This is a genomic window from Pseudoalteromonas sp. 2CM37A (genome assembly GCF_023161885.1).
Classification (GTDB): Bacteria; Pseudomonadota; Gammaproteobacteria; order Enterobacterales; family Alteromonadaceae; genus Pseudoalteromonas; species Pseudoalteromonas atlantica.
The window spans coordinates 35376-58898 of record NZ_JALNTJ010000003.1 but is presented as its reverse complement, the minus strand read 5'-3'; the positions used below and the strand labels follow the sequence as shown (position 1 = coordinate 58898).

At 42.8% G+C, this 23523-nt stretch carries 18 protein-coding genes; 10 read left to right on the top strand and 8 right to left on the bottom strand.

Annotated elements, in window-relative coordinates:
- Window positions 1–34 precede the first annotated feature (34 nt).
- A complete protein-coding gene (locus tag MTF68_RS07670; protein WP_096738977.1) occupies window positions 35–1072 on the bottom strand; it encodes an MJ1255/VC2487 family glycosyltransferase in 1038 nt (345 codons plus the stop codon).
- The gene (locus tag MTF68_RS07665) at window positions 1069–1608 is read right to left on the bottom strand and encodes a phosphatase PAP2 family protein (RefSeq protein ID WP_029771744.1); all 540 of its coding nucleotides are present in this window, start codon (window positions 1606–1608) and stop codon (window positions 1069–1071) included. The genes MTF68_RS07670 and MTF68_RS07665 overlap by 4 nt, the downstream gene beginning before the upstream one ends.
- Before the next feature lie 202 nt (window positions 1609–1810).
- Here MTF68_RS07665 and rraA point away from each other — a divergent pair, with 202 nt between their 5' ends.
- On the top strand, window positions 1811–2308 hold the full coding sequence (gene rraA, locus MTF68_RS07660) for a ribonuclease E activity regulator RraA (RefSeq protein WP_248462152.1): 498 nt from the start codon (window positions 1811–1813) through the stop codon (window positions 2306–2308).
- A 76-nt stretch (window positions 2309–2384) separates the two neighbouring features.
- Window positions 2385–3431 (top strand): formimidoylglutamase, encoded by a 1047-nt coding sequence (locus MTF68_RS07655; protein ID WP_248462151.1) that lies wholly within the window; start codon window positions 2385–2387, stop codon window positions 3429–3431.
- 202 nt (window positions 3432–3633) lie between these two features.
- Here MTF68_RS07655 and MTF68_RS07650 read toward each other — a convergent pair whose 3' ends face one another.
- Both MTF68_RS07650 and hutI read right to left on the bottom strand, forming a co-directional pair.
- Window positions 3634–5298, bottom strand: coding sequence for a GGDEF domain-containing phosphodiesterase (locus tag MTF68_RS07650; protein ID WP_248462376.1), 1665 nt, complete (start codon window positions 5296–5298; stop codon window positions 3634–3636).
- A 122-nt stretch (window positions 5299–5420) separates the two neighbouring features.
- Window positions 5421–6668, bottom strand: a complete 1248-nt coding sequence (gene hutI / locus MTF68_RS07645) for an imidazolonepropionase (protein WP_248462150.1) — start codon at window positions 6666–6668, stop codon at window positions 5421–5423.
- 111 nt (window positions 6669–6779) lie between these two features.
- Here hutI and hutC point away from each other — a divergent pair, with 111 nt between their 5' ends.
- The 3 genes from hutC (at window position 6780) to hutH (ending at window position 10784) form a co-directional block, all read left to right on the top strand.
- Window positions 6780–7487 (top strand): histidine utilization repressor, encoded by a 708-nt coding sequence (hutC, locus tag MTF68_RS07640; RefSeq protein WP_248462149.1) that lies wholly within the window; start codon window positions 6780–6782, stop codon window positions 7485–7487.
- Between the two features lie 67 nt (window positions 7488–7554).
- Complete coding sequence (hutU, locus tag MTF68_RS07635) at window positions 7555–9228, top strand: urocanate hydratase (RefSeq protein WP_024032171.1); 1674 nt, start codon at window positions 7555–7557, stop codon at window positions 9226–9228.
- Window positions 9229–9230: 2 nt separating this feature from the next.
- On the top strand, window positions 9231–10784 hold the full coding sequence (gene hutH, locus MTF68_RS07630) for a histidine ammonia-lyase (RefSeq protein ID WP_248462148.1): 1554 nt from the start codon (window positions 9231–9233) through the stop codon (window positions 10782–10784).
- On the opposite strand, the gene MTF68_RS07625 is transcribed toward hutH, so the two are convergent.
- Window positions 10762–11532: an NADP-binding protein gene (locus MTF68_RS07625; RefSeq protein ID WP_248462147.1), complete on the bottom strand. Its 771-nt coding sequence runs from the start codon at window positions 11530–11532 to the stop codon at window positions 10762–10764. The two genes, hutH and MTF68_RS07625, sit on opposite strands and share 23 nt — an antisense overlap.
- A gap of 116 nt (window positions 11533–11648) precedes the next feature.
- On the opposite strand from MTF68_RS07625, the gene MTF68_RS07620 reads away from it, so the two are divergent.
- The 4 genes from MTF68_RS07620 to MTF68_RS07605 all read left to right on the top strand — a co-directional run bounded on the left by MTF68_RS07620 (window position 11649) and on the right by MTF68_RS07605 (window position 18348).
- Entirely contained in the window at window positions 11649–13676 is a 2028-nt protein-coding gene (locus tag MTF68_RS07620) for a methyl-accepting chemotaxis protein (protein WP_248462146.1), read from the top strand.
- Window positions 13677–14107: 431 nt separating this feature from the next.
- The gene (gene secA, locus MTF68_RS07615) at window positions 14108–16816 is read left to right on the top strand and encodes a preprotein translocase subunit SecA (protein WP_004589321.1); all 2709 of its coding nucleotides are present in this window, start codon (window positions 14108–14110) and stop codon (window positions 16814–16816) included.
- Between the two features lie 60 nt (window positions 16817–16876).
- Window positions 16877–17275 carry an 8-oxo-dGTP diphosphatase MutT gene (mutT, locus tag MTF68_RS07610; protein ID WP_248462145.1) on the top strand — a complete coding sequence of 133 codons (399 nt, stop codon included), beginning with the start codon at window positions 16877–16879 and terminating at the stop codon, window positions 17273–17275.
- 5 nt (window positions 17276–17280) lie between these two features.
- Window positions 17281–18348, top strand: a complete 1068-nt coding sequence (locus MTF68_RS07605) for a phosphotransferase (protein WP_248462144.1) — start codon at window positions 17281–17283, stop codon at window positions 18346–18348.
- Between the two features lie 154 nt (window positions 18349–18502).
- Here MTF68_RS07605 and MTF68_RS07600 read toward each other — a convergent pair whose 3' ends face one another.
- From MTF68_RS07600 to pmbA, 3 genes are all read right to left on the bottom strand, one after another.
- Window positions 18503–20578 carry a M13-type metalloendopeptidase gene (locus tag MTF68_RS07600; RefSeq protein WP_248462143.1) on the bottom strand — a complete coding sequence of 692 codons (2076 nt, stop codon included), beginning with the start codon at window positions 20576–20578 and terminating at the stop codon, window positions 18503–18505.
- Window positions 20579–20828: 250 nt separating this feature from the next.
- Window positions 20829–21311, bottom strand: a complete 483-nt coding sequence (locus tag MTF68_RS07595; RefSeq protein WP_248462142.1) for a DUF721 domain-containing protein — start codon at window positions 21309–21311, stop codon at window positions 20829–20831.
- A 117-nt stretch (window positions 21312–21428) separates the two neighbouring features.
- The gene (pmbA, locus tag MTF68_RS07590) at window positions 21429–22778 is read right to left on the bottom strand and encodes a metalloprotease PmbA (RefSeq protein ID WP_004589316.1); all 1350 of its coding nucleotides are present in this window, start codon (window positions 22776–22778) and stop codon (window positions 21429–21431) included.
- A gap of 144 nt (window positions 22779–22922) precedes the next feature.
- Here pmbA and yjgA point away from each other — a divergent pair, with 144 nt between their 5' ends.
- The gene (gene yjgA / locus MTF68_RS07585; RefSeq protein ID WP_248462141.1) at window positions 22923–23456 is read left to right on the top strand and encodes a ribosome biogenesis factor YjgA; all 534 of its coding nucleotides are present in this window, start codon (window positions 22923–22925) and stop codon (window positions 23454–23456) included.
- Window positions 23457–23523: the final 67 nt, after the last annotated feature.

Genomic DNA, 23523 nt, shown 5'->3' with positions numbered 1-23523 from the left:
ATTAAGTTTTTTATTAACTTTTTATACATATAACTCATGCTTTTAGATTAACATTCCCCCATAAATCTTTATGCAATGAGTGAGTGTCATGCCACTGTTTATTAAGTAGCCATTTAACCAAAGGGGCAGGATCACTGGGAAAATTAATTTGTTTGTTTTGCGGGGCACTATTCCAATCATCCAGCGCTTGCGGGTTTAAATAATTCATAACATGGGCCATTTTCATCGCCCGCAATGTTTGTGCATTTGCATCTTGTTCAAACTGACCATCAAGAGGTTTAAGTAATAACTTTTTCCCAAGCTTTAAGGCCTCACTTGCCAGCTCAAAGCCTGCATTACCAATTACGCCACTGGTATTTGCTAAGTCGTTTAAAAACCCCGCTCGTGAAGGAGTGCGCAAATGAATATGCCCAAGGGATTTATCCTGCGCGTGCGGATGGTAACAGTAAAACTCTTTTTCTGGAAAGTCCTTTAAATAATCAATAATGTTGTCGAGGTTCTCAAAGGGTAAATACACCAGCACTTTATTCATAACGGCGACAGGATTGCCATGGTTATGGTTTGCAATAAAGGGCGGTATAATATTATCTGCAAAGGGCTGCCAATGTACGCCTAAATAGGTGCTTGCTGGCGCGTAGTGCTTAATGAGAGATTTTCTAAATAAACCACGGCCAAACATAGGCACGCTATTAGATAAAAAAGCCGCCTGGTGACTAATACCGACTACAGGCACGCCTGCGCGCTTTGCTGCCCAAGCTGAAATAGGCTCAAAGTCATTTAAGACAAAATCGTACTTTTTTACATTAAATGATTTTATATCGTTAACTAACTTACACACTCGGGCATTTTTTAATGTTTGATAGCTTTTTACTTGGCCGTTTTTAGTGCTAAACGATAAACCCCGAAACGTTTTGTAATCAGCAAAGTCCTGCATATCAAAGTAGTCTTTTTCAGGGCGTCCTGAAAAAACGTAATCTACATCTATACCTAACTCTTTAAAACAACTTGCCATAACACGGGCGCGCGTAATGTGGCCATTACCTGTGCCTTGTATGCCGTATAATATCTTCATACAGGCACCACCAAAGCTAGCGCAAATAAACCACATGAACTGCCAATAACGGCGCCTATTATTATATCTGCCGGAAAATGTACGCCTAATACTACGCGAGAAACCGCCACCCCCGATGCCCAACTAAACCAAAGCCATGCATACTCTGCAAAAAAGTGACTCAATATTACCGCAACTAAAAATGCTGCTGCACTGTGTCCCGAAGGCAAACTAAATTTGTCACTAGGCACAATATACGCATTACTGACTAAGCAATCACAGGGGCGGATTCGGCCGAAGCTACGTTTTGCTAAAAAATAAATAGGCCTTTCAATTGCAAACCCCAGTAACACCGATATTGGCAATAACTGATGCTGCTCATTGGTACTTAGCCACCAAACAGCGCCACACATAAGTAAATATAAACCACCATTACCACTTTTAGATAAACCAAGTGCAGCCGTTTTCAGCCATTTGGGTGAATTATAATTAAACAGAGTTAAAAATAGTTGTTCATCCATTTGAGCCATTTTTTTAAGCACGTTATTGTCGTTCATTATTTACCCTTAGCTGCACAATATATAACCATAGTTAAAGCTTAGTGGCAGAAAATAACAATTGAGTGACGCTTTTAAGACACTATTGTTGCCATTTCTAATTTCGGCATTTTTTGAATAAATTTACTGCTATTAAGTCGTTGTTATTGCATATAAGGAGGGTATACTGAGGGTAACTTATGTACCCTTTGAGGATAAAATAATGGATTACAGCACTTCTGACTTATGTGACTTTTTTGCCGATGTGGTTGACGTGCTTGAACCGATGTTCATCAACTTTGGTGGTCGACACACGTTTGGCGGCCGAATTAAAACGGTTAAATGTTTTGAAAATAATGAACTGATCCGTGAAATACTCTCACAAGACGGTACTGATCAAGTACTACTTATCGATGGTGGTGGCTCAACACGACGCGCCCTTATCGACATTGAACTTGCAGAGCTTGCGCTTGATAACAACTGGAACGGCATTATTGTATTTGGTGCTGTGCGTCATGTAGATGAGTTAGAAGAAATTGATTTAGGTATCCAAGCGATTGCATCAATTCCTGTGTCCGCCGACAGCGAAGGCGCTGGTGAAGATGGCATTGGTGTTAACTTTGCCGGTGTGTCGTTTTTTGATGACGATTTTATCTATGCAGATAGTACTGGCATTGTATTATCAGCAGAAGAACTTGAACTAGAAGTTATCGAAGAATAAAGTAACAGGCAGTGCTCAACAGAGCACTGCTTACGCCATCAGAATAATTTTTGCTGCTCAACACGGATTCAACACAGTGCACCCTACCTTAAAAGTGTATGATGAAAACGCCGTTAAACCCTACTGCTCCACACGCGTTAACGAAACAAAAACCTGGCAGTCTGTTGCCCTATTAGACACCCATGTAAATGTACAACAAGCCCTTAATGATGCAGCGCAATTTGGTATTCGCTACGTATTACTTGGTATATGTGAAGATATAGGCCCTCGCGCTAACTTAGGCAATGGCGGCTCACACCACGCTTGGCCCGCTTTTTTACAATACTTTTTGAACCAACCAGTTAACCAGTTTAACGCGACCCAGCAGGTATTGCTGTTAGGCGAAATTGACGTTGATGATGTAATGGTGCAAGCACAAGGCTTAAATAACCAGCATGCTGAAGAGCTGGCTCAATTACGCAAACTATGCGCAACAATAGATGAGCGAGTAGAGGCGGTATTAACGCTTATATTTAATGCGGGCCTTGAGCCTATTATTATTGGCGGTGGGCACAATAATAGCTTTGGCATACTCAGTGCTTTAAGCAAACATATTGGGGCCTCAGTTAACGCTATTAATTTTGATCCCCATGCAGATTTAAGGCCTTGCGAAGGTCGCCACAGCGGCAATGGTTTTAGCTATGCTTTGAGGAACAATGCATTGCAGCAATATCATATTATTGGCCTGCATGAGCAAAAAAATAACCAAGCCATTTTTGACTTAATCGCGCAAAATCAATGTAGTTATCACAGCTATCAAGCTATTAATGTACGCCGAGAAATATCACTAACCGATGCCGTACAGCACGCCTTAGCAGCGTTTAATAATGCGCCACTTGGTATTGAACTCGACTTAGACAGTATTTCATTTTTACCGGCCAGCGCGTATACATGCTGCGGCTTTAGCGTTAGTGATGCTGAGCATTATGTGTATTTAACAGCAAAACACAGCACTGCCCGCTACCTACATTTGTGTGAAGCTGCACCGCTAAATCACCCAGCTGGGTTAACAGCAGGTATGCAAAGCTGTGGGCAAATTATTAGTGCATTAGTTAATGCCTACTTACATGCAAAAACGCGTTAATTTTAATTAGCTTAATTAACCGCTGCATATTTAAGGCCACCAAATTGCCTTACTAGCTTAGCTAAAAATGGTGAGTTAATTGAGCTTACTATTGGCAGGTGTATAACTCACTTTTGCACGCTATATGCTCATAAGTGAGTAATTCTATCGCAGCGAATTGCTGAGTTCCCCTTGCAAAATAATTATTGCAGCTGGGCATAACTTATTGTGTTTGGTGGGCCTGCCACTGCTTTAGCCAACTCATTAAGCCAATGCTGCTTAACGGGTGGCCAAAATAATAACCTTGTGCTGCGTGCGCTTTTAAACTTTTTACAAACTTTAATTGGTCTAAGGTTTCAACGCCCTCAAAAATAACCTTGGTATTTTGTTGGTTATGCATTTCAACCATACCGCCTACTAGGCTGCGTATATTATTTTGATTGCTAAAATCTGCAGTAAGCGATGGCGCCACCTTAATGTATTCAACAGCTAGATTTGGCAGCTTAGAAAGAACAATAGGGTTATCGCCTAGCCCATCAACGCATATCTTTAAACCTATATTATTTAATCGGGCAATCATCGCACGGCCCTTATTATCTAAATCTGTGAATATATGCAGCGGGCATTCAACAATTAAATCTCCGTGCTGTAAGTTGTGCTCACTCACCACACTATCTACAAACTCAACAAACTCTTCGTTAAGCATTTCGGGGCCAAATAAGTTAATGCTCAGCGGTATAGCAATCCCCTCTATGCGAAGTGCCATGGCAAGCTCTGCGGCCCGCTCTATAACAAATTTAGCCAGTGGGTAAGCTAAACCCGCAATATGAATATCATCAATAAATCGGTGGGCAGATAAAATACCTTGTTGAGGGTGCTGCCAACGCAACAGAAGCTCTAAAAACTCAATTTGGCCGTCGTTATTGCGGATAATAGGCTGAAAATAAAGTTCAAGCTCGCTTACAAAATCAATATTAGCCAGCTCTTTTAAACGGGCTTGCTGCTCAAGTTGCTCAACCATCATTTGTTGGTGGTACACAACCACTGCTTTTTTAGGCTGACTATCAAGGGCTAAGTATGCACACGATACTAAGTTATCAAAGTTAGCGTCTTGCTCATCGCAATTAACGTAACTCGCCCTTGCTTTTACCTCTACGGTACAATTAGCAACGTTAAACGGTTTAAGTGTTGCGCCAATAATTTGCTCAATGATGTGTTCATGGCTATGTTTGTGCACAGCTAAGCTGCAAATAAAGGCAAAGTTAAGACCGCCTAAATGCGCCAATTTTTCTTGGCCACCTAAATCAATCACATTATCGTTATTTAGTAAGTCTTTTATTCTGTTGGCCGATTGAGCCAAAAGCAAATCACCAAAATCTCTGCCTATGTGCTGATTAACTTGCTCAAACCCTTCTAGACGAACAATCACCAGTGCTGCTTCTAGCTGTTTTTCTTTACACCAGCTGTAATAGCCTTGGCGTAACTGCTGTTTATCTGCAAATGCAGCAAGAGGAGAGTCATCTTGATACGGCTCAGGCTCATTAATGTTAAGCGAATCTTCAACTTTGGGCTCTTCTTCCTCGGTCATTAGCCCTACAACCGCTAGCAGAATAATAGCCACCACCACCCAAAATAGGGGCACGTCCATAAGTAAATGCGCTGAAAATAACACCACAAATAGCAACCCTGAAACGGCGCTTGTGATAATCATACTCCAACTATTACGCTCAAACGCTTGCCATAAATGAAAGCAAAAACCAAAAGCGAGCAAGATTGCTAACCAAGCAGCACCGCTGCTTAAAATGGCTAAACCGACAGCGCCTGTACATAAGTAACTAAATTTAATACTGGTATTTTTAACCGCAAATAATGTAGCGACCATCGCCATTAACAGCGCGCCGCTAAAAAATATTGGAAAGTTACTGTCAGTCAAAATACTCAAGCTTACGCCACTCCATTAGCTATAAAATTTAATAAAAGCATGTTAAATATGGACAAAAATAATACAAACTAATTAATTCTACCCAAAATCCATAGATTTAACAGTTTATTTACGCCAAATTGGTAACTTAATTGTGCAGGGTGACTTATTTGCCAATGCGCAATATCAGCCCTTGCCCCAACCTTTAGCACGCCTCTGTCTCTTAAACCTAGTGCCTGCGCTGCATTGCGGGTTACTCCCGCAAGGGCCTGCTCAGGGGTGAGCCTAAATAAAGTACATGCCATGTTCATCATTAATTGCACAGAACATAAAGGCGAGGTGCCTGGGTTAAAGTCACTGGCAATAGCAATAGGCACATTGTATTTTTGCAGCAAATCGATGGGAGGAAGCTGTGTTTCTCGTAAAAAATAAAAAGCCCCAGGTAATAAAACAGCCACAGTGCCAACCTCTGCCATGGCTTTTACGCCATTTTCATCAAGGTACTCAATATGATCAGCTGAAAGGCCTTTATACTCAGCCACCAGCTGTGCGCCCTGCTGATTAGAAAGCTGCTCAGCATGGCACTTTACCGGCAAGTTATGTTTTGTAGCTGCATCAAACACTTGTTTTGTTTGTACAAGACTAAAGCCTACATTTTCACAAAATACATCCACAGCATCGGCAAGGTTATTAGCCACTACCTGCTCAAGCATCTGCGTACATACTAAATCTATGTATTCATCTGCACGGCCTTTGTATTCAGGGGGTAGCGCATGAGCACCTAAAAACGTGGTTTTAATATCAATAGGATGATGCTCATTAAGCAAACGCGCCACTTCTAAAATTTTTATTTCGTTTTCAACATCAAGCCCGTATCCCGACTTTATCTCAGCAGTCGTTACGCCCTCGGCAAGTAAAGTGTTTAAGCGATCTTTTGCATCAACAAATAACTGCTCATGATCTGCCGCGCGAGTGGCCTTAACGGTACTGGCTATACCGCCACCTTGTGCAGCTATTTGTTCATAGCTTACACCTTGTAAGCGCTGCTCAAATTCCTCAGCTCGGGAGCCTGCAAATATTAAATGTGTATGGCAATCAATAAGCCCAGGCGTTAACCATTGCCCTTTAATACTTAATGTAGGGGTAGCAAAGGCATCAAAACTGGGTAAGTTTGATTGCTCACCTAACCATACAATTTCGCCGTTTTTAATCGCCAGTGCCGCATTTTCTATAGCCCCATAAGGTGCATCAATTGTGCAATCCATGGTTGCTATGTTGGCATCAGTTAATAATAAGTCGAGATCTTCTAAGGTGTAACCCGTTGTTTTATTTTGCATACTTAGCTCCCTAACGTGCTTAAAATACAGTCTAACAATACACCTTGTATATACAAGATAATTATGCCATCTTTATTAAATAGTTTATTTTAAGTACAGCTAATAATAGTAATGACCACACCTAAATTTGCACAAATTAAACAATTTATTGTCGATAAAATAAAAAATGGCGCATGGCAAGAAAACCAACGTGTCCCCTCAGAAAACGAGCTTAGCAGCCAATTTTCTGTAAGCCGTATGACCGCACGACGTGCACTGAGCGAATTAACAGATGCCGGCATTTTAACGCGCAGCCAAGGGTTAGGTACGTTTGTAGCCAGTTTTAAATCGCAGTCGTCACTACTTGAAATTAAAAACATAGCCGATGAAGTAAAAGAACGTAACGGGCAATACAGCTGTAGTGTGCAGGTGCTTGAATCAATCAATGCGGTAGCCCCCATAGCTATTGCGCTTGGCGTTGAAGTAGATAGCGTGGTGTATCGCAGTGTGCTTGTACACAATGAGAACGACAAACCACTGCAAGTAGAAGAGCGATTTGTAAACCCAGCTTTAGCCGCGGGTTATTTACAACTAGACTTTAGCGCCCTCACCCCGCATGAATACTTATCGAGCGTAGCGCCGCTCACACAAGCGCGCCACACAGTGGAAGCGGTTATGCCTAACTCGCAAATGTGCCAATGGCTTAACCTGTATAACGAAGAGCCCTGCTTGCAGGTTATTCGTCGTACTTGGTCTACAAAAGGCATAGTAAGCTTTGCTCGCTTAGTATCACCGGGCAGTAAATACCGTTTGGGCGGGCACTTAACATTTAAAAAATAATAACAACGTAACGCTCAAGGGCGTTTTTTTGTAGCTGACCATCTTGTATATACAACAGGAGAAATTCATGAACAACCGGCTCGACACACACCGAGAAATCCGCGCGCCTCATGGCGATAAAATTAGCGCTAAAAGTTGGCAAACAGAAGCCGCTAAACGCATGTTAATGAACAATTTAGACCCTGATGTGGCAGAGCACCCTCACGCGTTAGTGGTATATGGCGGTATTGGCCGTGCGGCAAGAGACTGGCCAAGCTTTGATAAAATAATTGAAACCCTTGATAGGCTCGAAAACGACGAAACCCTGCTTGTGCAATCGGGTAAGCCCGTGGGCGTATTTAAAACCCACGAAAACGCGCCGCGCGTTCTCATTGCTAATTCTAACCTGGTGCCACATTGGGCAAATTGGGAGCACTTCAATGAGCTCGATAAAAAAGGCTTAATGATGTATGGGCAAATGACCGCGGGCTCTTGGATTTATATTGGCTCACAAGGCATAGTGCAAGGCACTTACGAAACCTTTGTAGCAATGGCAAAGCAACACTTTGGCGGTAATGCAAAAGGTAAATGGGTTTTAACAGCAGGCCTTGGCGGTATGGGAGGCGCACAACCACTCGCCGCGACGATGGCAGGTTTTAGCGCATTAGTTGTGGAATGCGACGAAACCCGTATCGATTTTCGAATTAAAACCGGCTACGTTGATGTAAAAGCCACGACACTTGAGCACGCGCTTGAGCTAGTTACCGATGCTTGCATTAAAGGCAAGGCATTATCGGTAGGCTTATTAGGTAATGCTGCCGATATTTTTACTGCACTGGCAAACAGTAATATTACCCCTGATATAGTGACCGACCAAACCTCAGCGCACGACCCACTCAACGGCTACCTACCGCAAGGTTGGAGCATGCAACACGCAGCAAAAATGCGTGAACAAAACCCACAGGCAGTGGTTAAAGCCGCTAAACAATCTATGGCGGTGCAAGTAAACGCCATGCTAGCACTTCAAAAAGCCGGTGCTGCCACTACCGACTATGGCAATAACATTCGCCAAATGGCATTTGAAGAAGGCGTTACCAACGCATTTGATTTTCCGGGCTTTGTGCCTGCTTATATCCGTCCGTTATTTTGTGAAGGAATTGGCCCATTTAGATGGGTTGCGCTTTCGGGCGACCCCGAAGACATTTATAAAACCGATGCAAAAGTGAAAGAGCTTATCGCAGAAGATACTCACTTACATAACTGGCTTGATATGGCGCGTGAGCGCATTCAATTTCAGGGTTTGCCAGCGCGTATATGCTGGGTTGGTTTAAAAAACCGAGCCCGCCTTGCACTGGCCTTTAACGACATGGTTAAAAATGGCGAGCTTAAAGCGCCGGTTGTAATTGGTCGCGATCATCTCGACTCTGGCTCTGTAGCAAGCCCCAACCGTGAAACCGAAAGTATGCAAGATGGTTCAGACGCCGTTTCTGATTGGCCGTTACTTAATGCTTTGCTTAATACTGCGGGTGGCGCAACATGGGTGTCGCTGCACCATGGCGGCGGAGTGGGCATGGGCTTTAGCCAGCACGCAGGCGTGGTTATTGTTGCAGATGGTAGTGAACAAGCTGCGCAACGCATAGCTCGTGTGCTTTGGAACGACCCTGCTACCGGCGTTATGCGCCATGCTGATGCAGGCTACGATATTGCAAAAAATTGCGCGCAAGAGCACCACCTAGATCTCCCTATGCTAAACAAGGAATAGTCATGATTTCACACACTCTCACACCAGGGCAGTTAGACTTAAGCACCCTAAGAAAAATTAATGACTCAGCTGTCACACTTAACTTAGTCGATGGCGCCAGTACACAAATAGCGGCCAGTGCACAAACTGTTCAAAACGTAATAAACAAACGCCAAACGGTGTACGGTATTAACACCGGCTTTGGCTTATTAGCCAATACAAAAATAGCAGATGACGAGCTTGAGCTACTGCAGCGCAGTATTGTGCTTTCGCATGCTGCCGGTATTGGGGAGTTCATGGACGACAGCACTGTAAGACTAATGATGACCTTAAAAGTAAACTCTTTGTCTCGGGGCTACTCAGGGATACGCCTAGAGGTGATCGCATTTTTTATGCAGCTACTGTGCAGTGAAGTGTACCCGTGCGTACCACAAAAAGGGTCTGTGGGTGCTTCGGGCGATTTAGCGCCTCTTGCTCATATGTGCCTTCCACTATTAGGTGAAGGCAACATGCGCCACAAAGGTGAAATTATAAGTGCTGCTCAAGGGTTAAAAATTGCCAATCTTTCACCTCTTACATTAGGCGCAAAAGAAGGACTGGCACTGTTAAATGGTACACAAGCCTCTACCGCGTTTGCGTTACAAGGGCTTTTCAAAGCAGAAGATTTATATGCACAAAGCTGTGTTATAGGCTCTATTAGCATAGAAGCCGCAATGGGTAGCCGTGCGCCCTTTGATGCACGCATTCATGAAATACGGGGGCAACGTGGGCAAATTGATACGGCCAGTGTATTTAGAGAGCTACTTAGTACTGAATCACAAATTAGCCAATCTCACGTAAACTGCGAAAAAGTGCAAGACCCTTACTGCCTTCGCTGCCAACCTCAGGTACTCGGCGCGTGTTTAACACAAATACGCCACGCCGCAGAAGTGTTGTTATGTGAATCAAACGGCGTTACCGACAACCCGCTGGTATTTGCCGATGTGGGCGATATTATATCCGGTGGTAACTTTCATGCAGAGCCTGTTGCCATGGCCGCCGATAACTTAGCCATTGCGATTGCCGAAATAGGCGCGCTGGCAGAGCGAAGAATCGCGCTACTTATTGATTCAAACCTCTCTACACTGCCACCTTTTTTAGTTGAAAACGGCGGAGTTAACTCAGGTTTTATGATTGCCCAAGTAACCGCGGCTGCGCTTGCCTCCGAGAACAAATCGCTTGCGCACCCCGCCTCGGTAGACAGCCTGCCAACATCAGCAAATCAAGAAGATCATGTCTCTATGGCAACCTTTGCAGCAAGGCGCTTAAAGGAAATGGCCAATAACACCCGCGGGGTATTAGCAATTGAATGGCTTGGAGCTGCTCAAGGGCTTGAGTTTAGAGCCCCACTTAAACCTTCACCGCAAGTAGAAAAAGCAAAAGCTCTGCTGCGCGAGCATGTAAGTTACTACGATAAAGACCGCTACTTTGCCCCCGATATAGACGCAACCAATACGCTTTTAGCACAAGGGGCATTGTGCGACTTTATTCACCACAACCCACTACCATCGCATTTTAAATTCCATGCTGATAGCTAAAACCTAACGCTTCAATTGCTGAGCCAAGTACTTTGCGCTCAGCACTTTCATTACTGGTAAAGGTTGGCATTTCGCCGCCATGCTCTGCACACTTTTGTGCATAATAATTCGCTTTAGTTGGGTGCGATGGATTTACCACGTTATAAATATTTTGCCCCGAATTATAGTTTTCTATTACCGCAAAAATGGCGTTTATCACATCTTGTTGATGCACCATATTAACCACCTGCTGGCTCGATGTATTTAATTTTTTCCCAGCAACAAAGCGCCCCGGCTCGCGGTTAGGTCCTAATAACCCTGCTAAACGCAGTACTTTACCATCTTGCTCAAGCACCTTTTCTTCGCCATCGTATAGTTTTATTTGTCGCTCATTGGTACAACTTATTTCACTGCTTTCAGTGTAAACACCTGGCTCTTGGTCGTACACACCGGTAGATGAGCACAAAATAAAGCCCTTTGCATTTAATTGTTTAGAAAGTGAAAGTGCAGCGCTTAGTGTTTCTGGGTAGTTACTTTCGCTGTGTCTGCTTCGTGGCGGGATTGCACACACCCAGTAAGCATCGTGTAAATCTATTTGGTGTATTAGTTGCCCATCAATCAGTACAAATTGACGCTGAAAATCGTCTGTGTGCTCATCACTTCTATGCGTACCTTGTACCTGCCAACCCGCCTGTTTAGCTTGTAGGCACAAAGTATGACCCAACCAGCCTGCGCCTAATACTACTAATTTATTAGCTTTTGTTTCCATTTTTGCATAACCCTTCATTTTAAACGCATAATTAGTGCTTTTTATCTAACTTCATAGAGATTTAAAGTAAGATATGATTAGATATAACCTACTAAAAAACAATAATACGTGCACTTATGCTAAATAATTTATCATTACGGAAGAAAATATTATTATTGATTGGTGGCACCATCACCATTTTGCTAATTATTGCTTCAACATTTTTTGTAAATCACATCGCTAACCTTTCCAGAGTAAACATTGAGCGCGAAGCTCAAAGCTACCTACAAAGCGAACAACTTTCAATGCAAAGCTACTTTGCAAAGTATGGCAAGCTGGTTTCTACGTTTGTTAATAACCCGCATTTAGTTAATTTTTTTGAAAATTGGGATACTCGCGACCAGCCGATTAAAAGTGCCCCCGGCTACAACGAAGTTAATCAAGACTTTGTACGCATTAGCTCAAATGACGAAAATGTACTGTCGGCGTTTTTCGCATCAGCAACCACCGGTGAATACTTTAAAGAAAACGAGCGTACCAGCCATTACAATGGCCAACCTTACTACGCCTATAAACGTGGTTGGTGGCAAGAAGCTCTGCAAATTAATAAACTTTACGTAGGCCCTATATCGGTCGATTTAACCACTGGGGTTGCCTCAGCAGTTGTACAACAGCCGGTATACAACGCACAGCGTAAACTTATTGGTATGGGCGGCGTTGATTTACAGCTTAATAAAATCAACGATATGGTTGAAGGTATTCGCTTTAACGGCCAAGGCTATGGCTTTTTACTCGATGGCAATCAAAAGGTTGTACACTTTTCAAATGCTACCGGCCATAAGCTGTCTAACACCGACGAAGGCCCTAAAGGTAAAGAAGGGCTAGATGGCCTTGAAAGCCAGTTTAATAATACTTCAGGCTTTACAGAGCTTAACGCACAAATGCGTAATAACCTCGAAGGCAGCCAATTGGTGACCTTAAAAGGAGAAGAGTATTATGTGGTGTACCATCGCTTACAACTAGAGCAACCTTATCTAGATTGGTATGTAGGTATACTGATCCCAACCAGCATGATTGAAGCCCCCGTTAATGAGGCGGTTACCACCACAACCACCGCAGTGGTGATTATTTTAGTGATCATTCTAGCGATGATATTATGGGCAACCCACATGATCTCGCAGCCTATTACCACCTTAACTAATATAATGCGTGATATTGCATCGGGCGAAGGCGATTTAACCCAAAAGATTAATATTACCAGCCAGGATGAGGTCGGCCAGCTTGCCAATCACATGAATACATTCATTGATAAGCTGCGCGCCATGATGTTAGAAACAGCCGCACAAGCTGAGCAGTTGACCAATGCCGCAGCGCAACTTAAAAACGTGTCTGCTCAAACCAACACCGAAATACAGCAAGAAAAACAACAAGTAGACAGCGTAAGTGCCGCCGTGACCGAAATGGCCAGCACTGTACTTGAAATATCGCGTAACGCACAGCATACCAACAGCGCCGCCGAAGAAGTACAAGCCATTACTGCCGAAGGGGCTGACCGCTCAACTCAAGCACAACGTGTGATGACCGAACTTGCGCTACACATAGGTGAAGCGTCTAAAGTGGTAGCAGGGCTTGAGCAAGAAAGTAATAACATTGGTGCATTGGTGGATGTAATTAACTCCATTGCCGATCAAACCAACTTACTTGCTCTAAATGCCGCCATTGAAGCTGCGCGTGCAGGTGAGCATGGCCGTGGTTTTGCGGTAGTTGCTGATGAAGTACGTTCACTGGCAAGCCGTACGCAAGAATCAACAGACGATATTCGTAATATGATTTCTCGCTTACAGCAAATTGCCCAACAAGCGTCGGTAATGATGCTACAAGGGCAAGAGCAAACTGAAGGCTCAGTATCGCAAACAAAAGAAGTGCTAAGTTCATTACAAAACATTGCTCAGTCGGTAACTAAAGTGCAAGACCAAAGCCACCAAATTGCCACTTCAACCGAGCAACAAACCGTTGTCGCAGAGGACATTAATACCAGCCTTGCAGCAATTAATGGCTTAGTAAACAGCACAGCTGATCACGCACACATTTTAGCAGATGAAGCGCGCGATTTAAGCGACCTTGCTGTTGCCTTAAACAAAACGGTTAATCAGTTTAAACTTTAAAAAGCACAGCGTAATAAGGTGGGTAACTAAGTATAAATTAACCCACCTAGGGTGTGTTGAGCTTTGTGAATTGAATGAATTTCAATCACCCAAGGCCCGCATGCCCTAGCACTCTTGTTTTTAAATTTTTTAACACCATATCTTCACAACTTGCTGCTATTTTTTAGCGTAATTAAATCAGTTAAAGTGGTTTTTACGCATCAGATCAAATTTTTCTGTTTTTAATACACATCTTTTAGTTGAGATAGTTTGTTGTTTGGCAGAGTCTGGTATAGTAGCACACGTATTAAACAGTGCTTTGAGGCTCTTTAATACAAAATTGCTAATTAATATGTTCTGCAGGTTATGTAAAAGTACATATTAATTACCAATTGTAAAAAATGGGTTAGCCGACACTCGGTTAACAAAGAATACATTGTAACGGTTTTATCATGATATCTAATTTATTTACCAAGATTTTTGGTAGTCGCAATGACCGCACTATTAAAAACCTAAGAAAGACGGTCGCGCTAATTAATGCGCTAGAAACGCAATTAGAAGCGCTTTCTGATGAAGATTTAAGAGCTAAGACAGCTGAGTTTAGAGAACGTTACGATAACGGACAAAGCCTTGACGACATTCTACCAGAAGCATTTGCTGTGGTACGCGAAGCGTCAAAGCGTGTAAATGGCATGCGTCACTTTGACGTACAGCTATTAGGCGGCATGGTTTTACATCAAGGTCGTATTGCAGAAATGCGTACCGGTGAAGGTAAAACCCTAACAGCCACACTTCCAGCCTACTTAAATGGCTTAACAGGCAAAGGCGTGCACGTAATTACCGTGAACGACTACCTTGCTAAACGTGATGCTGAAACAAACCGCGAGTTATTTGAGTTCTTAGGCCTAACTGTGGGCTGTAACGTACCAGGCATGATGCCACAACAGAAAAAGCAAGCTTATACTGCTGACATTACCTACGGTACAAATAACGAATTTGGTTTTGACTACCTTCGTGACAACATGGCATTTAGCATTGATGAGCGCGTACAGCGTCCATTGTTTTATGCAGTAGTGGATGAAGTGGATTCAATCTTAATTGATGAAGCGCGTACACCACTTATTATCTCAGGCCCAGCTGAAGATAGCTCTGAGCTATACATCGAAATCAATAAAATTGTGCCGCTTTTAGAGCTTCAAGAAAAAGAAGACGAAGAAGGCATTGAAGGCGATGGCGATTACACAATTGACGAAAAGTCTAAGCAAGTTCATTTAACTGAGCGCGGTCAAATTAAAGTAGAAGACCTACTTACTGAGCGAGGCTTAATTGAAGAAGGCGACTCGCTTTACTCTGCCGGAAGCATTACCTTACTGAGCCACGTGTATGCCGCACTTCGTGCCCATAAGCTTTATCAAAAAGATGTTGATTACGTTGTTAAAGAAAACGAAGTCATTATTATCGATGAGCACACAGGGCGCTCAATGGAAGGTCGTCGTTGGTCTGAAGGTTTACACCAAGCTGTTGAAGCTAAAGAAGGTGTAAAAATTCAAAACGAAAACCAAACACTGGCTTCAATCACGTTCCAAAACTACTTCCGTTTATACGAAACTTTAGCCGGTATGACAGGTACAGCCGATACTGAGGCATTTGAGTTTCAATCTATTTACGGCCTAGACACGGTTGTTATGCCAACTAATAAGCCGATGATCCGTGATGATCGCGCCGATTTAGTTTACCTAACACAAGAAGAAAAATACGAAGCTATTTTAGCCGATATTAAAGATTGCCAAGAGCGCGGACAGCCTGTGCTTGTAGGTACTATTTCGATTGAAAGCTCTGAGTATTTATCGCAGTTTTTACGCAAAGAAAAAATTAAGCATAACGTACTTAATGCTAAATTCCACGCGCAAGAAGCTGACATCGTATCGGATGCTGGTTTACCAGGTACTGTAACAATTGCAACCAACATGGCCGGTCGTGGTACCGATATTGTGCTTGGTGGTAACTGGAACAGCGAAGTTGAAAAACTAGAAAACCCAACAGATGAGCAAATTGCTGAAATTAAAGCGGCGTGGAAAATTCGCCACGATGCAGTAATTGAAGCTGGCGGTTTACACATTATTGGTACTGAGCGTCATGAATCGCGCCGTATAGATAACCAATTACGTGGCCGTGCAGGTCGTCAGGGTGATGCCGGCTCTAGCCGTTTTTACCTATCGATGGATGATGCGCTAATGCGTATATTTGCCGGCGAGCGCATGACTAACATGATGCGTAAACTAGGCATGCAACGCGGCGAAGCCATTGAGCACCCTTGGGTTAACCGTGCAATTGAAAACGCTCAGCGTAAAGTAGAAGCACGTAACTTTGATGTACGTAAACAATTGCTTGAGTACGATGATGTAGCAAACGATCAACGTCGTGTTGTTTACTCTCAACGTAACGAGCTGCTTGAAGAAGGCGATATTTCAGAAACCATTACAGCAATCCGTGGTGATGTACTTGCAGGTGTTATTGATCAATACATTGCACCACAAAGCCTTGCTGAAATGTGGGATATCCCAGGCCTTGAAGAGCGCTTAAAACAAGACTTCCTGATTGAGCTGCCTATCACGCAGTGGTTAGCTGATGACAATAAACTATACGAAGAAAAACTTCGTGAGCGTATTGAGCAAGCGGTTGAGCAAGCTTACAAGCAAAAAGAAGAGCAAGTTGGCGACTCTGTACTACGTCAGTTTGAAAAAGCGATTATGCTTCAAAGTCTTGATCAGCACTGGAAAGATCACCTTGCTGCAATGGATCATTTACGCCAAGGTATTCACTTACGTGGCTATGCACAAAAGAATCCTAAGCAAGAATACAAGCGCGAGTCGTTTGAGCTATTCACCGAAATGCTTGAAAACTTAAAAGTTGATGTAGTGGGCATTTTAAGTAAAGTACAAGTTCGTGCCGAAGAAGATGTTGAAAAAGTAGAAGAGCAACACCGTAAAAGTGAAAATGCCCCTCGCGAGTACCAACACGAAGAAGCTGAACATGTAGGCGGTGAAGCACCTCAAAGCGCAACTGTAATGGCAAGAACAGCGCCTAAAGTTGGCCGTAACGATCCGTGTCCGTGTGGCTCAGGACAAAAGTTTAAGCAATGTTGTGGTAAATTAAAGTAACGACGCATTGTATGTAATTAAAAAGCGACGCTAGCGTCGCTTTTTTTATGGAGAAAAAACATGACAACAAAAATTGTAAATGTAGCGGTAGGCGTAATAAAAAAAAATAACGCCATCTTTATCTGCAAGCGCGCCGATGAGCAACATCAAGGTGGCTTATGGGAATTTCCAGGCGGGAAAGTAGAAGCTGGCGAGAGCGTATTTGCTGCACTTAAGCGTGAGCTAAGTGAAGAAGTTGGCATTACCATTCATAGCTCTAGCCAACTTATGGTGATTGAACATGACTATGGCGATAAATGTGTAAAACTTGATATTCACGTTGTGAGTAACTTTAGCGGTGAAGCACATGGCGCCGAAGGGCAACCAAGTGAATGGGTCGCTATTAATCAGCTTAGTCACTATGAGTTCCCTGCTGCTAACGCTGAGATTATCGAAAAAATACAAGCGCGATACGCCTAAAGCACATGAATACAGCAATACAAAATAAATTAAGTGAGCTATTAGCGCTAAACCCTGAGCTTACTCAGGTGAGCTCTTTAGGCAGCGGACATATAAACACCACGTGGCTGTTAACTAATGCTGCGCAGCAATTTGTTGTTCAAAAGCTCAATACTCATGTATTTAAAAACCCAGCACAACTGGTCAATAACGCCCAGTTAATTGAGCAGCACCTAAGCGCTAAACAACAAGCAAATACTTACCCGCTCGACATTGTTAAGCATATAAGTACTTGCCAAGGTGAATACCTTATTACAATTAACAACGCGTACTATCGCGTGCTTAATTTTATTAGCCAAAGTATTAGCGAAGATGTGGTTACAGAGCCCCATCACGCACAGCAAGCCGCATTTGCATTTGGCACCTTTACACGTGCCTTGCTCGATTTTGACGCATCAAGTCTCTACCCTGTTATTACTGACTTTCATAACTTAGCTATGCGCTTTGAGCAGCTTAATACAGCTATTAGCACCGCCACTAAAGAGCGGCTCCAGCAGTGTAAAAACGACATTGACTACTGCATTGCACAACTGCATTTAGTAAAAGAACTCGCTGACGTAACAGCCGATTTGCCCACCCGAGTGTGCCACAACGACACTAAAATAAATAATATGCTGTATTGCAGCAATACATATAAAGCTAAAGCAGTTATCGATTTAGATACTTGTATGGCAGGCTTTTTATTATATGACTTTGGAGACATGGTGCGCACATTTTGCTGCGCTGAGGCAGAGGATTCAATTAATCTGGATAAAGTGGTTATTCGCAAAGAGGTATTTACTGCGCTTGTTAAAGGCTACCTTGCCCCCCTTAAATCGGCTATTAGCAACAAAGAGCAAGCAAGTTTGCTACTTGGCGCTAAAGTTATGCCGCTAATGCTCAGTGTGCGGTTTTTAACTGATTACTTAAATAACGACGTGTACTTTAAAACCACCCATGCAGAACATAATTTAGAACGTGCGCAAAACCAGCTGGCTTTGTATAAAAATATTTTAAGCAATCAAAGCTGGATGCATAAAACACTCATGCAGTAGCCCTAAATTAAGTATTATTGCACATTGGTATTAGTACTCAGTATTTAAATATAAAAAAGCCAGCAAGCTAAACACTTACTGGCTTTTATTTATCAACCTAAATGCTGGCTAATTTATCTCTTAACCAGATTCAAGTTAACTAACAGGCTATCAATTACCAAATTTTTACGCGGTCTTCTGGTTTGATATACATTTTGTCGCCTTCTTTTACGTCAAACGCTTGGTAAAACTCAGGCATGTTCGACAAGATACCGATAACACGGTAGTGACTTGGTGAATGCGGGTCTGTCATTAAGCGGTTACGTAGCTCTTCATCGCGGTACTTACGACGCCAAATTTGTGACCAACCCATAAAGAAACGCTGATCGCCGGTGTAGCCATCAATAACAGGCGCTTTGTTCTCACCTAACGATAATTGATACGCCTTATAAGCCACCGTTAAACCACCTAGGTCGCCAATGTTTTCGCCAAGGGTAAGCTCGCCGTTAACACCCGCATCTTCAAACGGTTTATATTCGTTGTATTGCGCTACTAACGCACCGGTACGCTCTTCAAACTGTTTAAGATCAGACTCACTCCACCAGTTACGTAAGTTACCGTCACCATCGTATTTAGCTCCTTGGTCGTCAAAACCGTGGCCTAGCTCATGGCCAATTACTGCGCCAATTGCACCGTAGTTTACAGCGTCATCGGCTTCTAAATTAAAGAACGGTGGCTGTAAAATAGCAGCTGGGAATACAATTTCGTTATTTACTGGATTGTAGTAAGCATTCACTGTTTGTGGCGTCATGTGCCACTCAGAGCGGTCCACTGGCTTGCCTAATTTAGCAATCATGTCGCTATAAGCCCACTGACTGTAACGTATGTAGTTACCCACTAATTCATCAGGGTTAATGCTCAGCTGTGAGTAGTCTTTCCACTTATCTGGGTAGCCAATTTTTGGGGTAAATTTGTTTAGCTTTTCTTGGGCTGCAAGCTTGGTTTCAGGGCTCATCCACTCAAGGTTTTCAATAGCAACGCCGTAACCTTTAATAACGTTATCTACCAGCTCTTCCATGCGTGCTTTTGCTTCAGGCGGGAAGTTATCTTTTACGTATACTTTTCCTAAAATTTCGCCAAGTACGCTGTTAGATGCATCAACCGCTTTTTTCCAAAGTGGCGCTTGCTCTTTTACGCCGCGTAATGTGGTGCTGTAAAAATCAAATTTAAGATCAACCAAGTCAGTGCTCAGTAACTGCGCGTAACCACTTACAAAATGAAACTTTAAGTAGTTTTTCCACGTTGCTAAATCTGTTTCTTTGTACACATCAGCAAACCCTTCTAAGTAGCTTGGCTGACGTACAATAATGTCTGAGGTATCTACCCCAGCACTTTTGAAAAACGCAGCTAAATCAAAGTCGCCTGTTAGCTTGTTTGCCTCAGCTACGGTCATTTTATTGTATGACTTAGTTGCATCACGGCTTTGTACTCTACTCCATTGCGCCTCAGCTAAAGCGCTTTCAAATGCGATAACGCTTTTCGCGGCATCAGCGGCATTTTCAACGCCTGATTTAGCTAAAATATCGGTTATGTATTGCTCGTAAGATGCGCGAATTTTAGTAAATTTTTCATCATCTTTTAAGTAATAGTCACGATCAGGTAAGCCAAGTCCAGATTGCGATAAGTACAACGCGTATTCACTTGAATTTTTAGCGTCGTTATTTACAAACCAGCCAAATGGTAAGCTCGCACCTTGCTGCTGAATTTTAGCCATTAAAGGAGCAAGGTCAGCTTTTGAATCTAGGCTATCAATGGTATTAAGTGAAGGTTGTAAAGGTGTAATACCTAACTCATCACGTGTGTCTTTATCCATGTAGCTTTTGTAAAAAGCACCAATTTTGTACTCATCGCTGCCTTTTTTAGCACTGCTATTATTAGCGGCACTTTCAAGCGCTGTTTTCATCGCTTTTTGCGACTCGTCGTATAATTGTGTGAACGAGCCGTAGTTCGACTTATCGCCAGGGATCTCTGTTTTAGCAAGCCACTGTCCATTCACATGGTAATAAAAGTCATCTTGTGCACGAACCGACTCATCCATATTGGCAAGGTTTACACCTAGCTCAAGCGTTTTTTCTGGCGGTGCTGTAACGGCAGCGGTGTCGGCCACTTGCGTTTCTTGTTGTTTTTCACCGCAACCTACTAGGCCCAGTGCAAGTGCGATACTTGCAGCGGTAATAGTTACTTTTTTCATAATTATTCCGTTTGTTAATAAAGAATAAAATATCTATTTCATTAAACTATTGCATGCCAGAGAAAAAATAAAAGCGCCCTGCGATGCTTTCACTTAATGAAATTAATATTTAGGCGGTTAAAACAACACGCCGAATTTGTATGATAAACCCCATTAAAGAAACAATAAAATAGAATATGTAACAAAGTATTTTCTATGAGACGAGGTAACAAAATAGCCCTACCAACAACCATAATCGCGCTTTAGGGAGTTATTTTTTACCATGGCGAGCAAGGCGCTCTAGCTTTTCTTTCAGCGAAGGGGGCGCTGATGCGGCAATGGCATTAAGGTAATCTGAAGTTTGCTGGCTCATTTTTCTTGAATTGCCAGGTGCTTTACCTGCGGGGCCGGGTTTATCTGCAGTTGGGCTTAAGCGCGCTGTTGCTTGAGGGTTTGCAACAATTTTAATTTGTCCGAGCTCTGCCATGCCTGCCGCTCTAAAATGCGACTGCATATCCATTTTTAAATAATTAAGTTTAAGGGCAATTGCCGCCGATACAGCTTCAATCATCAACGTGCCATCGCGGTAATTACTCACACGGCATTTTTCAGCAAGCTTTGGGCCTAAAAACTCTTTAAGCAACACCTGTTGCTTATCAAGCGCTTGTCTTTTACCTGCATAGGCCGATAAGCGATTATTAAGGCCTGCCATAATGTCAGTCAGGGGTTTTGGTGCGTACCTATCTTTAGCCATTCAACACCTCAAAAATTTAAATAAAGCACGTTTAAGCCAAGCGTTTAAATGCTCGGCTTTAATATGTGCTTTTATATTATACCAATTCGCTTAATTAAGTATTATTGCTAATTGCTATTAAGCGCCTGCTATTTGCATTTGCTCTATAAGTACTGAGCCGGTTTGAATGCCGCCTCTGCGCTCAATATCGCCCCCTATGGCCGAAATACCTTTAAACATGTCTTTTAAATTTCCGGCAATGGTAATTTCACTAACAGGGTACTGAATTTCACCGTTTTCTACCCAAAAACCAGCAGCTCCACGCGAGTAGTCACCCGTCACGGTGTTTACGCCTTGCCCCATCAGCTCGGTAACTAATAAGCCTGTTCCCATGGTTTTTAATAAAGCCGATAAATCGTTGTGCGTTTGCTCAACTAACCAGTTATGAATACCGCCTGCATGGCCTGTTGGAGCCATATTTAGTTTACGCGCTGCATAACTTGCTAATAAGTAGGTTTGCAGCTCACCGCCTTGAATAATTTCACGGTCAATCGTTTTTACCCCTTCGCTATCAAAAGGCGACGACGCTAATCCTTTTAATATATGAGGACGCTCAGCAATATTAACGTTCTTACTAAATACCTGGGTGCCTAGGCTGTCGAGTAAAAAGCTCGATTTACGATAAAGCGCCCCGCCGCCAATTGCCGACACTAAATGGCCAAACAATGAATTGGCAATATCGGCTCTAAAAATAACAGGGACTTTCATAGTACCCAGCTTTTGGCTATTTAGTTTAGCCAGAGTTTCGGTGGCGGCTTCTAGGCCTACCGCAGCAGCGTCGTTAAGTCCGCCCTGATCGCGAGCAACAGTATAAGCAGAGTCGCGCTGCATGTGCTCGCCTTCTTTGCCTATTACCATAGTGCTAATGCTGTGGCGCGTACGTGGAAAACCAGCAATTAAACCATGGCTATTACCATACACACGTAAGCCTTGGTGCGATGAAAAACTTGCACCATCTGAATTAACAATACGCTCATCAGCATTTAAAGCGGCTTGCTCTGCAGCGTGACATAGCTCAATACCTTGCTCAGGGCTTACATCCCACGGGTGATATAAATCAAGGTCCTTAGGGGCAAACTCGAGTAATTCTTTATCGGCAATACCATTAAAAGGGTCGTCTGAGGTAAATTTGGCAATATCAATGGCTTTTTCTACTACCGTGCGCAGTGTTTTTGGGTTTAGATCAGCAGTAGACGCCGAGCCTTTATTATTCCCTACATAAACACTGATACCTAAACCACCATCTTGGTTAAACTCTATGGTTTCTACTTCACCCATGCGTGTGCTTACCGATAAACCCGATGTACTAGACATAGCAGCTTCTGCGGCAGTGGCACCCAATTTTTTAGCATGCTCGAGCACTTCAGCTACGGCATCTTTTACTTGAGAGATTTGAGAATAAATTGGATCGTGTTGTTGGCTTTTCATAAATTAAGTCCTGAGCCTTAAGGCAATATTGCACGCATTTCTTATCTTTAAATGCTAACACACTCACTGCACCACATCAGCTAATATTAATCACTAAAAGAATCGCGTATAATGGCAAAAGTTATTTTTACTTAAGAGCACCCCATGGCGAAGAAAAAAGGCAAGCCTGCTGAAATTGAAGAAGAAATTATTTACGTATCAAAAAGTGAACTAAAGCGCGACGCGCAAGAGTTTCATCAGTTAGGTTCTGAAATTGCTAAAATGGGGAAAAAGCAACGCGAACGCTTACCACTCAATGACGATTTGAAAGCAGCCATGGTAGTTGCTGATAAAATCAGTAATAAAAGCGATGCGTACCGCCGCCACTTAAATTACATTGCTAAAACGCTACGCACAGTAGAAAACGTTGAAGAAATTAAAGCCATTATTGACGTAATGCTTAATAAAAATAACCAAGCTGAGGTTTTAATTAAAAAAATTGAGCAATTACGTACCGACTTAATTGAGCAAGGCGATGATTTAATTAACGAAACTATTGAGCAATACCCAACCCTTGAGCGCCAAAAAATGCGCCAATTGGTACGCAACGCCGCTAAAGAAGTTAAAGCTGAAAAGCTAGGCAAGGGTTATAAAGAATTGTTTCAATACTTAAAAGATGCCCACAACATAACGTATTAACAAAAAATACTATTTTAAAAAGGTGCTTAGGCACCTTTTTTGTTGTAGATCAAAACCCCTCCCTTAA